This window comes from Rhizobium freirei PRF 81 (assembly GCF_000359745.1).
In the GTDB taxonomy this organism is placed as follows: Bacteria; Pseudomonadota; Alphaproteobacteria; order Rhizobiales; family Rhizobiaceae; genus Rhizobium; species Rhizobium freirei.
The window spans coordinates 13,539-26,288 of record NZ_AQHN01000083.1 but is presented as its reverse complement, the minus strand read 5'-3'; the positions used below and the strand labels follow the sequence as shown (position 1 = coordinate 26,288).

General features: G+C 59.6%; 11 protein-coding genes and 1 pseudogene. 5 read left to right on the top strand and 7 right to left on the bottom strand.

Annotated elements, in window-relative coordinates; translation table 11 throughout:
• Position 1: 1 nt before the first annotated feature.
• The 5 genes from urtE to urtA form a co-directional block, all read right to left on the bottom strand.
• Positions 2–697, bottom strand: a complete 696-nt coding sequence (gene urtE, locus RHSP_RS22350) for an urea ABC transporter ATP-binding subunit UrtE (RefSeq protein ID WP_004123560.1) — start codon at positions 695–697, stop codon at positions 2–4.
• A gap of 1 nt (position 698) precedes the next feature.
• Positions 699–1,454: an urea ABC transporter ATP-binding protein UrtD gene (urtD, locus tag RHSP_RS22345; protein ID WP_004123559.1), complete on the bottom strand. Its 756-nt coding sequence runs from the start codon at positions 1,452–1,454 to the stop codon at positions 699–701.
• Positions 1,455–1,458: 4 nt separating this feature from the next.
• Positions 1,459–2,619 carry an urea ABC transporter permease subunit UrtC gene (urtC, locus tag RHSP_RS22340; RefSeq protein ID WP_004123558.1) on the bottom strand — a complete coding sequence of 387 codons (1,161 nt, stop codon included), beginning with the start codon at positions 2,617–2,619 and terminating at the stop codon, positions 1,459–1,461.
• On the bottom strand, positions 2,616–4,241 hold the full coding sequence (urtB, locus tag RHSP_RS22335) for an urea ABC transporter permease subunit UrtB (protein WP_004123557.1): 1,626 nt from the start codon (positions 4,239–4,241) through the stop codon (positions 2,616–2,618). Before urtB ends, urtC begins: the two co-directional genes overlap by 4 nt.
• 72 nt (positions 4,242–4,313) lie before the next feature.
• Complete coding sequence (gene urtA, locus RHSP_RS22330; protein WP_037153839.1) at positions 4,314–5,603, bottom strand: urea ABC transporter substrate-binding protein; 1,290 nt, start codon at positions 5,601–5,603, stop codon at positions 4,314–4,316.
• A 230-nt stretch (positions 5,604–5,833) separates the two neighbouring features.
• Here urtA and RHSP_RS22325 point away from each other — a divergent pair, with 230 nt between their 5' ends.
• The 4 genes from RHSP_RS22325 (at position 5,834) to RHSP_RS22310 (ending at position 11,118) form a co-directional block, all read left to right on the top strand.
• Entirely contained in the window at positions 5,834–9,223 is a 3,390-nt protein-coding gene (locus tag RHSP_RS22325) for a hybrid sensor histidine kinase/response regulator (RefSeq protein WP_004123555.1), read from the top strand.
• Positions 9,216–10,142, top strand: a complete 927-nt coding sequence (locus tag RHSP_RS22320; RefSeq protein ID WP_004123554.1) for a response regulator transcription factor — start codon at positions 9,216–9,218, stop codon at positions 10,140–10,142. The genes RHSP_RS22325 and RHSP_RS22320 overlap by 8 nt, the downstream gene beginning before the upstream one ends.
• 305 nt (positions 10,143–10,447) lie before the next feature.
• Entirely contained in the window at positions 10,448–10,702 is a 255-nt protein-coding gene (locus RHSP_RS22315) for a type II toxin-antitoxin system VapB family antitoxin (protein ID WP_004123553.1), read from the top strand.
• A complete protein-coding gene (locus RHSP_RS22310; protein WP_004123551.1) occupies positions 10,702–11,118 on the top strand; it encodes a type II toxin-antitoxin system VapC family toxin in 417 nt (138 codons plus the stop codon). Before RHSP_RS22315 ends, RHSP_RS22310 begins: the two co-directional genes overlap by 1 nt.
• 173 nt (positions 11,119–11,291) lie before the next feature.
• Here the strand turns inward: RHSP_RS22310 and RHSP_RS22305 are convergent, their stop codons facing one another.
• The gene (locus tag RHSP_RS22305) at positions 11,292–11,657 is read right to left on the bottom strand and encodes a type II toxin-antitoxin system VapC family toxin (protein ID WP_004123549.1); all 366 of its coding nucleotides are present in this window, start codon (positions 11,655–11,657) and stop codon (positions 11,292–11,294) included.
• Positions 11,651–11,905: a ribbon-helix-helix domain-containing protein gene (locus RHSP_RS22300; RefSeq protein ID WP_240535491.1), complete on the bottom strand. Its 255-nt coding sequence runs from the start codon at positions 11,903–11,905 to the stop codon at positions 11,651–11,653. Before RHSP_RS22300 ends, RHSP_RS22305 begins: the two co-directional genes overlap by 7 nt.
• A gap of 330 nt (positions 11,906–12,235) precedes the next feature.
• On the opposite strand from RHSP_RS22300, the pseudogene RHSP_RS22295 reads away from it, so the two are divergent.
• A pseudogene (locus RHSP_RS22295) lies at positions 12,236–12,661 on the top strand (tyrosine-type recombinase/integrase); the annotation flags it as partial.
• Between the last annotated feature and the right edge of the window lie 89 nt (positions 12,662–12,750).

Sequence of the window (12,750 nt, the reverse complement as noted above, 5' to 3'; positions counted from 1 at the left end):
CTCAGACGGTCAGATGTCTGCGGGCCTCCGGCGTACCCAGCGTCTCCGCCAGCCCCTCATGCACGATCTCGCCGCGATCCATGATGTAGACGTAATCGGCAAGCTCGCGGCAGAAATCGAGATATTGCTCGACCAGCAGGATCGCCATGCCGGTGGAATCCCTGAGATAGCGGATTGCCCGGCCGATATCCTTGATGATCGACGGCTGGATGCCCTCGGTCGGTTCGTCCAGCACCAGGATCTTCGGCCGCGTCACCATCGCCCGGCCGATCGCCAATTGCTGCTGCTGGCCGCCTGAAAGATCACCGCCGCGGCGTGACAGCATGGATTTCAAGACGGGAAACAGGCTGTAGATGTCGTCGGGAATAGAGCGGTCACGGCGGCCGAGCGGCGCGTAACCGGTCTCCAGATTTTCCTTGACGGTCAGCAGCGGAAAGATCTCGCGTCCCTGCGGCACGTAACCGATGCCCTGCTTGGCACGCGCAAACGGCGCCATGCCGTCCAGCGTCACCCCGTTGAAGGCAACTGTACCCGCCGACAATGCATGCTGCCCGGTGACGGCGCGCAACAGCGAGCTCTTGCCGACACCGTTGCGCCCGAGGACGCAGGTGATCTTGCCCATCTCCGCCTTGATGGAGATACCGCGCAGCGCCTGTGCTGCGCCATAATGCAGATTTGCGTTGTCGACTGTCAGCATCTCACCGCCCCAGATAATTCTCGATCACCTTCGGATCGCTGCTGACGAAATCGATCGACCCTTCCGCCAGAACCGACCCTTCCGCAAGACACGTCACCTTGACGCCGAGATCGCGGATGAAGCCCATATCGTGCTCGACCACCACGACCGAGCGCGTCTTGGCAATCTCCTTCAAAAGCACGGCCGTTTCCGCCGTCTCGGCATCCGTCATGCCCGCCACCGGCTCGTCGACCAAAAGCAGCTTCGGTTCCTGCGCCAGCAGCATGCCGATCTCCAGCCACTGCTTCTGGCCATGCGAGAGATTGGCCGCCAGTTCGTCGCGCCGATGCGACAAGCGCACCGTCTCAAGGATTTCGTCGATGCGGTCACGATCTGCCGGCGTCAGCCGATAGAACAGCGTCGCGAAGACGCCGCGATTGCGGTTGAGCGCCAGCTCGAGATTGTCCCAGATCGTGTGGCTTTCGAAGACGGTCGGCTTCTGGAATTTCCGGCCGATGCCCAGCTGGGCGATGTCGGCTTCGTCCTTCTTCGTCAGGTCGATCTGGCCGTTGAAGAACACCTCGCCCTCGTCGGGCCGCGTCTTGCCGGTGATGATGTCCATCATCGTGGTCTTGCCGGCGCCGTTCGGGCCGATGATAGCGCGAAGTTCGCCAGGCTCGATGACGATCGACAGCGAATTCAAAGCCTTGAAACCATCGAAGGACACGGAGACATTGTTGAGATAGAGCATGCTGTTGGGTTTGATATCCGGGATCATGGTGCTACTCCGCAGCTTGCACGGATTGGTCGGCTTCATCCTTGGCGGCCTTCGGCGGCGGGCTTGCCGGCCTGTGTTTCTTGCCGAGATATTGCGCGATGGTGCCGACGATGCCTTTGGGCAGGAACAACGTCACCGCTACGAACAAGCCGCCGAGCGCAAACAGCCAGAAATCGGGAAACAGGCCGGTGAAGATTGTCTTGCCGCCATTGACGAGGACGGCGCCGATGATCGGTCCGATCAGGGTGGCGCGACCGCCGACGGCCGTCCAGATGACGACTTCGATCGAATTGGCGGGTGCGAATTCGCCGGGATTGATGATGCCGATCTGCGGCACGTAGAGGGCACCGGCAATCCCCGCCATCATGGCCGATACGACGAAGACGAAGAGCTTCATATGTTCGACGCGATAGCCCAGGAAGCGCGTGCGGCTTTCGGCGTCACGGACACCGACCAGCACCTTGCCGAACTTCGAGCGCACGATGGCCGACGACAGCATCAGAGCCAATGCCAGAAGCACCGCCGTCACGGCGAATAGCACGGCGCGGGTGCCATCGGCCTGGATGTTGAAGCCGAGGATGTCCTTGAAGTCGGTAAGGCCGTTATTGCCGCCGAAACCCATGTCGTTGCGGAAGAAGGCTAGCAGCAGCGCGTAGGTCATCGCCTGCGTGATGATCGAGAGATAGACGCCGTTGACGCGTGAGCGGAAGGCAAACCAGCCGAAGACGAAGGCGAGCAGGCCGGGTGCGACAAGCATCATGAGCATGGCGAACCAGAACTGGTCGAAGCCGTACCAGAACCATGGCAGCTCCTTCCAGTTCAGGAAGACCATGAAGTCGGGCAATATCGGATTGCCGTAGGTGCCGCGCGAGCCGATCTGCCGCATCAGATACATGCCCATCGCATAGCCGCCGAGCGCGAAGAAGGCGCCGTGACCGAGCGAGAGAATACCGCAATAGCCCCAGACGAGATCAAGCGCCAAGGCGAGTAGCGCATAGGTCAGATACTTGCCGAACAGCGACATCAGATAGGTGGGCACATGCAGCGTGCTCATTTCCGGCAAAGCCAAGTTCGACAGCGGTACGAGCACCGCGACGGCAAGCAGGATCGCGATAGCGATGCCGATACGACGATCGAGCGAGCGAAGAAGAAAGGATGTGATCATGCTTCCACCGCCCTTCCCTTGAGTGCGAAGAGACCGCGCGGACGCTTCTGGATGAAGAGAATGATGAGGACGAGAACGAGGATCTTGCCGAGTACCGCCCCGGCATAAGGCTCCAGGAACTTGTTGAGAATGCCGAGCGAGAAGGCGCCGACGAGCGTCCCCCAGAGATTGCCGACGCCGCCGAACACCACGACCATGAAGCTGTCGATGATGTAGCTCTGGCCGAGGTTCGGCGAGACATTGTCGATCTGCGAGAGAGCGACACCGGCCATCCCGGCGATGCCCGACCCCAGCGCAAATGTGAAGGCGTCGACCCAGGATGTGCGTATCCCCATCGAGGAGGCCATCCGTCGGTTCTGCGTCACCGCCCGCATCTGCAGCCCAAAGGCCGAGCGCTTGAGGAGAAGCAAGAGCGCCACGAAGACACCGAGCGAAAAGACGATGATCCAGAGCCGGTTCCAGGTGATCGAGAGATAGCCAAGGTCGAACGAGCCGGACATCCACGAGGGATTGCCGACCTCCTGATTGGTCGGGCCGAAGATCGAGCGCACCGCCTGCTGCAGGATCAGCGAGATGCCCCAGGTGGCGAGCAGCGTTTCCAGCGGCCTGCCATAAAGGAAGCGGATGACGCCGCGCTCAATGACGAGGCCGACGGCGCCAGTGACGACGAAGGCGACCGGCAGGGCAATCGCCAGCGACCAGTCGAACAGCGCGGGATAGGACGTGCGGATGATGCTTTGAACGACGAATGTGGAATAGGCGCCGAGCATCACCATCTCGCCATGCGCCATGTTGATGATGCCCATGACGCCGAAAGTGATGGCAAGGCCGATTGCAGCCAGCAGCAGCACCGAGCCGAGCGACAGGCCGTACCAGATGTTCTGCACCGCATCCCAGATCTTCAATTGATCCTGAATGCCGGCAATAGCGGCAGCGACATCGGGCTTCAGGCTGTTATCGACGGAGACCGAGGAAAGAATGCCGATGGCGTCCCGTCCGCCTTCGACCTTGATCGTCTCGATCGCCGCCTTCTTGTCTTCCACCGGACGGTCGGAGCCGAGAATGGCAACAGCTCGCGCCCGTTCAAGCACCGTGCGGATTTCTCCGTCCTTCTCGTTCTGCAGCGCCGTCTCGACGGCTTCCAGCGAATCCGCGCTCGGCGATTTCAACACCGATTGCGCTGCCTCCAGGCGTGTCGCGCGATCCGGGCTCATCAGCGTCAGGCCGCCGAGAGCCGCGCGAACCGCACGGCGCAGATTGTTGTTGATCTTGATCTTGTTGAGATTGCCCTTAGCTTCCCGGCCTGCAGCCTGCCCGCTCAACGGGTCCACCAAGTCCACCACATCGCCGGAGGACTTGGCGATGAACACCTGATTGTCGGATTTTCTCACATAGAGATCGCCGTCGGAAAAGGCCTGCAATGCCGGGACGACCTTCGGGTCGCCCGTCTTTGCAAGGCCTTGCACGACCTCGCCGGCCTTCTGGAAATTGGCCTGGCCGAGCGAATTGATCAGGCCGTGGGCATCTTCCTGGGCCCGTAGGCTCGTGGCCGTCAGCGTCAGTACCAGGCAAAACCCGGCGATCAGCGCCAAGGCCAAGCGGTAAACGAATTTATCGCGCATTACGTTAGTCCCCTCAAGCTGCCGCGGGCAGAAAAGCCTGCCCGCGGCGGTCTTGCGTAGCGATGGCTGAAATCAGGAGCCCTTGCCGCCGCACTTGCCGGTGGTGACGTTGAAGTTGCCGCAGTTCATCGGCATGCGCCAATCCGAAATCAGATCCTTGCTGTCGGGCAGATAATCGGACCATTCCTTGCCGACCACCGCAGGGGTCTGCGAGACGACATCGAACTGGCCGTTTTCCTGCACTTCGCCGATCAGCACCGGCTTGGTGATGTAGTGGTTCGGCATCATGGTGGCGGTGCCGCCGGTAAGGTTCGGAACAGAAACGCCGACGAGCGCGTCGATCACCTTGTCCGGATCGGTGGTGCCTGCCTTCTCGACGGCCTTCACCCACATGTTGAAGCCGATATAGGCGGCTTCCATCGGGTCGTTGGTCACGCGCTTGTCGCTCTTGGTATAGGCGTGCCATTCCTTGATGAAGGCAGCATTGGCGGGCGTGTCGACGGACTGGAAGTAGTTCCAGGCAGCGAGATGCCCCACAAGCGGCTTGGTGTCGACGCCGGCGAGCTCCTCCTCGCCGACCGAGAAGGCGACGACCGGAATATCTTCGGCCTTGACGCCCTGGTTGCCGAGTTCCTTGTAGAAGGGAACGTTGGCGTCGCCGTTGATCGTCGAGACGACAGCAGTCTTCTTACCGGCTGCGCCGAAAGCCTTGATCTTGGAAACTTCCGTCTGCCAGTCGGAGAAGCCGAACGGCGTGTAGTTGATGATGATGTCTTCGTCCTTGACGCCCTTGGACTTCAGATAGGCTTCGAGGATCTTGTTGGTCGTGCGCGGGTAGACATAGTCGGTGCCTTCGAGCACCCAGCGCTGCACGCCCTCGTTCTTCATGAGGTAGTCGACGGCGGGGATCGCCTGCTGGTTCGGGGCCGCACCGGTATAGAAGACGTTGCGCTCGGACTCTTCGCCTTCGAACTGTACCGGATAGAACAGGATCGAGTTGAGCTCCTTGAAGACCGGCAGCACCGACTTGCGCGAAACAGAGGTCCAGCAGCCGAAGACGGCGGAGACCTTGTCCTTCTGGATCAGCTCGCGGGCCTTTTCGGCAAAGAGCGGCCAGTTGGAAGCCGGATCGACGACGACGGGCTCAAGCTTCTTGCCGAGAACGCCGCCCTTCTTGTTCTGCTCGTCGATGAGCATCAGCATGGCATCCTTCAGCGTCGTTTCCGAAATCGCCATGGTGCCGGAAAGCGAATGAAGGACACCGACCTTGATGGTGTCGTCGGCGGCAAAGGCGCCGTGGAAGGCGGTGGTGGACATGATGGCGCCAAGCAGCGCGCCGGAGACGAGAGTCTTGAATTTCATCCGTGGTTCCCCTCTTTTTATCTGCCGCAACGGCCGGTAAACAAAGATTAACCGTTGCCTTCAGCGACTATCCGGCGCTCCTTCAGGAAACCACATACGTAATATGACGTAGGCGCCGGGGCGAAATGTGCAGCTTTGGGCGCCCTCATGCCCTTAAGCGCCGTATCGATCCATGTTACGACATCGCTGGACTGCCGGAATTATCGTGGCGGGACGGTTGAAGGGTAAGCATGGCTGCGCGGCAACGCATCATTCCAGTAAGACGAGAGTATAATCGCTGGGTCGCGAACCAGACGCTGGAAGACTACGCCCTGCGTTTCACCGCCAAGAGCGCACGGCAATTCTCCTCGCAGCGCATCTCGCAAACCGCGATCGGCGCCATTTCCTTCCTGGCGCTGGAGGCGATCGGCGGCACGATCACGCTCTCCTACGGCACGACCAATGCCTTCTACGCCATCCTTGTCGCCAGCCTCGTCATGCTGGCGGTCGGCCTTCCTATCAGCCGCTACGCCATTCGCCACGGCGTCGACATCGATCTTCTGACGCGCGGCGCGAGCTTCGGCTATATCGGCTCGACCATCACCTCGCTGATCTATGCCAGCTTCACCTTCATGCTGTTTGCGATCGAGGCGTCGATCATGTCCGGCGCGCTGGAATTGACGCTCGGCATTCCCGTATGGATCGGTTACATCATCAGCGCCGTCATGGTGATCCCGCTCGTCACCCATGGCGTTCGCCTTATCAGCCGGTTCCAGTTGCTGACGCAGCCCTTCTGGATCGTTCTCAACATTTTGCCTTTCGCCTTCATCGCCTTTGCCGATTGGGGGAAGTTCGATCTCTGGCGGGCTTTTGCCGGGATTCATCACGCAGCCAGCGCGCCGGGCAGTGCCGCCCCTTTCGATCTGGTGGAATTCGGCGCCGCTTCCGCCGTCATATTGGCACTGATGTCGCAAATCGGCGAGCAGGCCGATTTCCTGCGCTTCCTGCCGCCGGAGGGCCACCGTAAATGGCGCCACCGCCTGGCGATCTTCCTCGCGGGGCCGGGATGGGTCATCATCGGTACGCCGAAGCTGCTGGCAGGTTCCTTCCTCGTTGTTCTGACGCTGACATCGGGCGTACCGGCCGATCGCGCCGCCGATCCCGCCCAGATGTATCTCACCGCCTTCGGCTACATGATCCCCTGGCACAATGCCGCGTTGCTGCTGATGGCCGCGTTCGTGATGATCTCGCAACTGAAGATCAACGTCATGAACGCCTATGCCGGCTCGCTCGCATGGTCGAACTTCTTTTCGCGGCTGACGCATAGCCATCCCGGCCGCGTGATCTGGCTCGTCTTCAATGTCGCCATTGCGCTCTTGTTGATGGAACTCGGCATCTATCGCCTGCTCGAAGAGACACTCGGCATTTTCTCGATCATCGCCATGGCATGGCTCTGCACCATCTCCGCCGATCTCTTCATCAACAAGCCGCTGGGGCTCGCACCACCAGGCATCGAATTCAAGCGCGCGCATCTCTACGACATCAATCCGGTCGGCCCCGGCGCCATGGCGCTTTCGGCAACCATCGCCCTGATCGCCCATTTCGGCGCCTTCGGCTCGATCGCGGCATCGCTTGCCACCTATATCACCCTGATCGTCGCACTCATCGCTTCGCCCGCCATCGCCTGGGCCACCAAGGGCAAGTATTATCTCGCCCGCAAGCCGCGCCAGAGCTGGAAAAATCTGACCACCATCACCTGCTCGGTCTGCGAGCATCCGTTCGAGCCGGAGGACATGGCCTGGTGCCCGGCCTATGCCGCGCCGATCTGCTCGCTCTGCTGCTCGCTCGACAGCCGCTGCCACGACATGTGCAAGCCGAAGGCCCGGCTCAACGCGCAGGTCGCCACCGTCGCAAAGACGCTGCTGCCGGAGAACATCGTCGCAAGGCTTGCCACGCGCCTTGGCCGCTACGGTATTGCCGTTGCCCTGGCATTAACCGCCATGGGCGCAATTCTCGCAATGATCGCGCATCAGGTCGGCGCGGGCTCTCCCGAGACCGCATCCGTGGTCAACCGCACCATCCTGATCGTTTTTTTCGTCTTTGCCGTCATCGCCGGCGTGGTCTGCTGGTTCTACGTGCTTGCCCATGACAGCCGCGTAGTCGCCGAGGAGGAGTCGTCGCGCCAGAACACGCTGTTGCTGAAGGAAATTGCCGCGCATAAGAAGACTGATGCCGCCCTGCAAGGCGCCAAGGAGGCGGCCGAGGCTGCGAACCGGGCCAAGAGCCGCTATGTCGTAGGCCTGAGCCATGAATTGCGCACGCCGCTCAATGCCGTACTCGGCTATGCGCAGATTTTGGAGCGTGACGAGACCATTCCGCCCCCCCGGCAGTCCTCGCTGAAGGTCATCCGGCGTAGCGCCGAACATCTTTCCGGCCTGATCGACGGGCTGCTCGATATTTCGAAGATCGAGGCAGGCCGTCTGCAGGTCTATTCCAACGAGATCAACATCCAGGATTTCCTCGACCAGATCGTCGACATGTTCCGTCCGCAGGCGCAGGCCAAGGAACTGAACTTCATCCATGAGCGCGCCGCCGCCCTGCCCGATTATGTCCGCACCGACGAGAAGCGGTTGCGCCAGATCCTCGTCAACCTGCTCTCCAATGCCATCAAATTCACCGATGCGGGCAGCGTTCGCTTCGAGGTGGGCTACCGCAACCAGGTCGCCACCTTCACCGTTTCCGACACGGGTCGCGGTATCGCCGCAAAGGACATTACCCGTATCTACGAGCCTTTCCAGCGCGGCGAGGCCGACAGCGTCAGGCCGATGCCCGGCCTTGGTCTCGGACTGACCATTACGCAGCTGCTGACGAATACGCTCGGCGGCGAGATTTCCGTTACGAGCGAAAAGGATAAAGGCTCGACCTTTAGAGTGCGCCTGATGCTGTCGGCCGTGATCCGCCCGATGAAGCCGCCGGCACAGGAACAACGCATCATCGGCTATGAAGGGCCGCGGCGCACCGTCGTCGTCGTCGACGACAATGAAGATCACCGCGAACTCATGCGCGAGATCCTGTCGCCGCTCGATTTCATCGTGCTGACCGCCGCCGGCGGCCCCGACTGCCTGACGCTGATCGAAGGCATCAAGCCGGATCTGTTCCTGGTCGATATCTCCATGCCCGGCATGAATGGCTGGCAGCTCGTCTCGCGTCTCAGGGAAAGCGGCCAGACGGCGCCGATCCTGATGCTGTCTGCCAATATCGGCGATGCTGCAGCCGCCACCGACAGCGACGACAGCCATAACGATGCCATCTCCAAGCCGGTTGACATCCGCCAGCTTCGCGACAAGCTTGCGCTGCATCTCGGGCTGAAATGGATCTATGCCGACGCCACCGCCCCGGTCGTGCCGAAGCCGCCGCCTCCCCTGACGAGTCCTGGAATAGAGCATGTGCGCGAACTGATGCGGCTCGGCGAAATAGGCTATATCAGGGGCATCGAGGCGAAGCTTGCCGATATCGCCAAGCTCGATGAAAACAAGCCCTTCACCGACGCCTTGCGCGCCCGCGTCCAGGCCTTCGATCTCGACGGCTTCCTGACGACGCTGCGCGCGTTCGACATTGAAAAGGTAGAACAGATTGGCTGAGCCCGCCCTTCCCCGCGACATAGTCTTGCTGGTGGACGATTCGCCGGAGGCGCTTGGCTTTCTGACCGACGCGCTAGAGCAATCCGGCTTTTCCGTGCTGATCGCCACGTCCGGATCGGCGGCACTGAACATCGTCGAACGCATCACGCCCGATCTCATCCTGCTCGATGCCGTCATGCCATCGATGGACGGTTTCGAAACCTGCCGCCGGCTGAAGGCCAATGCGGGAATCGCCCAGATCCCCGTCGTCTTCATGACGGGGCTTACAGAAACCGAGCATGTGGTGCATGCGCTTGAATCCGGCGGCGTCGACTACCTCACCAAGCCGATCAATGTCGACGAGCTGCGCGCGCGCATCCGCGTTCATCTACGCAATGCCCGCTCTGCCCAGAGCGCAAGAGTGGCGCTCGACGCTGCCGGCCGTCATCTGCTTGCGGTCAAGGGCAACGGTTCTATCCATTGGTCGACGCCGCAGGCGACCCGCCTCATCAATGCCGCCACCGGCAGCGACGACGGCCTTGATCTGGCATCGAAACACATTGCCGCCTTCATGCTGGAACGCGGAAGGCTCGGCCCCGCTCGCGACAATCTTCTTTCGATGAACAATGGCGGCGGTCAGGCGGCTCTGCAATTCACCTTCCTCGGCGCGATCGGAGCAGACGAATACCTCTTCCGTCTGACCGCCACCAATCAACGCGCCGATGACGATACCTTGCGCCAGCATTTTTCTCTGACGCAGCGTGAATCCGAAGTGCTGTTATGGCTCGCCAAGGGCAAGTCCAATCGCGACATCGGCGAAATCCTCGGCCTTTCCGCTCGCACGGTGAACAAGCATCTGGAGCAGATCTATGTGAAGCTCGGTGTGGAGAACCGGGCTTCAGCAGCCGTGAGGGCCGCCCACGTCCTGCATGAATCTTAAGGGTGAAGTCATGCATGGATGGCGCTTACGCAGCAAGTTGCCGGGAACTTAGCCCCGATGCCTGGCTTGAAGCTGCCTATGGCCGGCTGCCGCTCTCATTTCCGCTGGCATAGGAACAATTCGAGATAGAAACGCGATTAGCTGCTCTTGATGGGACGAGAACTGAAGCAACAGAAATTTGTGCTGCTGGCCGATAACTTACGGCTCCCGCTGAAGATCTCATGCGCGAGTTTGATTTTCGTGCAGTTTCGCTGACAGTGAGCTATATAGGTAGAATGATTCAATTCAGGTAGATAGGAACCAAAGTGGCTTTAAGTATTAAAGACGCAGAAACAGAGCGGCTCGCGCGCGCGCTCTCCGCGCAAACCGGTGAGAGCATCACTGTTGCCACGCGTACCGCACTCATTGAGCGCTTGCACCGTATGAACTCCCAGGTTCAAAAAGCAGCGTTGCTTGAAGATCTCGCCGCCAGCCGCCGCCGCTGGAGATCCCTTCCTGTTCTCGATACGCGTAGCGCCGACGAGATCCTTGGCTATGACGAGAATGGATTGCCAATCTGATGGTCATCGATACGTCCGCCATCATCGCTATCGCCTTTGATGAACCAGAGGCTGGCTCGTTCGAGACACGCATCGCAGACGACCCCGTGCGCCTGATTTCGGCGGCTACCGTCTTTGAAACATCGATGGTGCTTGAGAGCCGACTAGGAGAACAGGGCGGAAGCGAACTGGATCTTTGGCTGCATCGCATCAATGCCGAAATCGTACCCGTTTCTGCCGACCATTCTGATCAAGCCCGCCGTGCTTGGCGCCGCTATGGCAAGGGCCGCCACCCGGCTGGATTGAACTTTGGCGATTGTTTTGCTTATGCGTTAGCCAAGCTGACCAATGAGCCTCTGTTGTTCAAAGGCAACGATTTTTCTGAAACGGACATTCAAGCAGTGACGGGAATTGAACGCGAGCATCCTAATATTTGAGCGGATTAAGGCTGCGACGTGCGTATGACGCACGTCGAGCACTTGTAAGCCCTATACGTCGGAAAGCCACTTCGTTGCGCAACGAAGCCGCACTGAAAGTCGTGACGCTCTTGATGGCATTCGAACCAGCGGCCCACCATGAGGAGCGCTTGGATAACGTCTGACAATAGCGCTCAGATTTCGTAGGGGATTCGAATGTCCGGCATCTCCCGCGGAAAATCCTTCGTGTTGCGAGTAACCAGCAACATCGAGTGAACATTGGCCGTTGCCCAGATGATGGCATCAGGCAATTTGATACGGTGGAGCTGCCGCAGAGATACCGCACGCTCCGCTACCGCATCATCCACAGCGATGACCGCAAATCCGGCCAGGAAAGCGCGTGTTCCAACGACCACCTCCGGCTTGGCACCAACGAGAACTTCCATCCAGGTGATGATGCTAATTGCCTTTTCCTGATGTCGGGTCAGTTCATGTCGCGCTTGCGGTACGGCATTGAGATAGTCGATTAAGACATTTGTGTCGAAAAGAGCCTTTACCATTCGCCGCGAATGTCGTCCTGATACGCTAAACCATCAATCTTTCGATCACCCCAGAGCCCGAACGCCTCTACTTCACTGGCGGCGCTATTTCGAGCCAAGAAATCGTCAATCGCCTTACGAATCAGCGCTGCTCTCGACATTTTTTCTCGCTGCGCCAATCGATCCAGCGCTTTGACTTCTAGGTCGCCAATATCCACCAAGGTTCGCATGAGAAATCCCCAATATACGATATCGACAATGTATATCATATATCATGCTCGTCTTCAATGTTGATAGGCTCCCGCTTGTTGAGTGGCGCAAGATTTTGACTCTGATTGCTATTTTTCGCTGACCCGTCTGCACGAACCTAGCGCCCTGAAAGGATCGGTAGTTCGCATTTGAACCGGGGTCACGGCGAAACGCAAAACTGGGTTGAATCACCACAAGAAATAATAGGATTATACCAACGTGGGCTGATTTTGACTGGTTATGGGATTGAACTAAGCCGCTGATCGTGGCGAATAGTGCAGACTTTGAGCGGAGCCTCCTGACTGATTGGATGGTGGTGTTGCAACCCACCCTTCAGACGGGAGGTCCTGATGGCTGAGCTTAGCCCTCTACGCCGACGGATGATTGAAGACATGACGGTCCGCAATCTATCTCCGGCAACCCAGCGATCCTACATCAACGCCGTTCAGAAGTTCAGCCGCTATTTCGGTCGATCGCCGGACCGCCTTGATCTTGATGATGTTCACGCCTTCCAGGTTCATCTTGTCTCGACAGGGATATCCTGGGCATCACAGAACCAGATCGTCTGTGCTCTCAGGTTTTTCTACGGCATCACGCTGGGCCAGAATGATGTACCCGAGCGGATCCCGCATGCGCGCAAGCCGCGCACACTCCCAGTTGTTTTGTCGGCTGACGAGGTCGTTCAATTCCTTGAGGCCATTTCCAGCCTGACTGCGCGGGTGGCGCTGACATGCGCCCATGCGGCGGGTTTGCGGGTCGGGGAAGTCTGTGGGCTAAATGATAAATGCCCCGGGCAAGGTGCCCGGGGCAATTGTTGCGGTACTGACCGCACCGGGTTTCGCTGCCGGTCTTGATGCCGGACCGA

What these genes read in the sequence shown, in the direction of transcription:
- urtE (WP_004123560.1), bottom strand. Translation starts at nt 697, where the DNA reads ATGCTGACAGTCGACAACGCAAATCTGCATTATGGCGCAGCACAGGCG.
- urtD (WP_004123559.1), bottom strand. Translation starts at nt 1,454, where the DNA reads ATGATCCCGGATATCAAACCCAACAGCATGCTCTATCTCAACAATGTC.
- urtC (WP_004123558.1), bottom strand. Translation starts at nt 2,619, where the DNA reads ATGATCACATCCTTTCTTCTTCGCTCGCTCGATCGTCGTATCGGCATC.
- urtB (WP_004123557.1), bottom strand. Translation starts at nt 4,241, where the DNA reads ATGCGCGATAAATTCGTTTACCGCTTGGCCTTGGCGCTGATCGCCGGG.
- urtA (WP_037153839.1), bottom strand. Translation starts at nt 5,603, where the DNA reads ATGAAATTCAAGACTCTCGTCTCCGGCGCGCTGCTTGGCGCCATCATG.
- RHSP_RS22325 (WP_004123555.1), top strand. Translation starts at nt 5,834, where the DNA reads ATGGCTGCGCGGCAACGCATCATTCCAGTAAGACGAGAGTATAATCGC.
- RHSP_RS22310 (WP_004123551.1), top strand. Translation starts at nt 10,702, where the DNA reads ATGGTCATCGATACGTCCGCCATCATCGCTATCGCCTTTGATGAACCA.
- RHSP_RS22305 (WP_004123549.1), bottom strand. Translation starts at nt 11,657, where the DNA reads ATGGTAAAGGCTCTTTTCGACACAAATGTCTTAATCGACTATCTCAAT.
- RHSP_RS22300 (WP_240535491.1), bottom strand. Translation starts at nt 11,905, where the DNA reads ATGATATACATTGTCGATATCGTATATTGGGGATTTCTCATGCGAACC.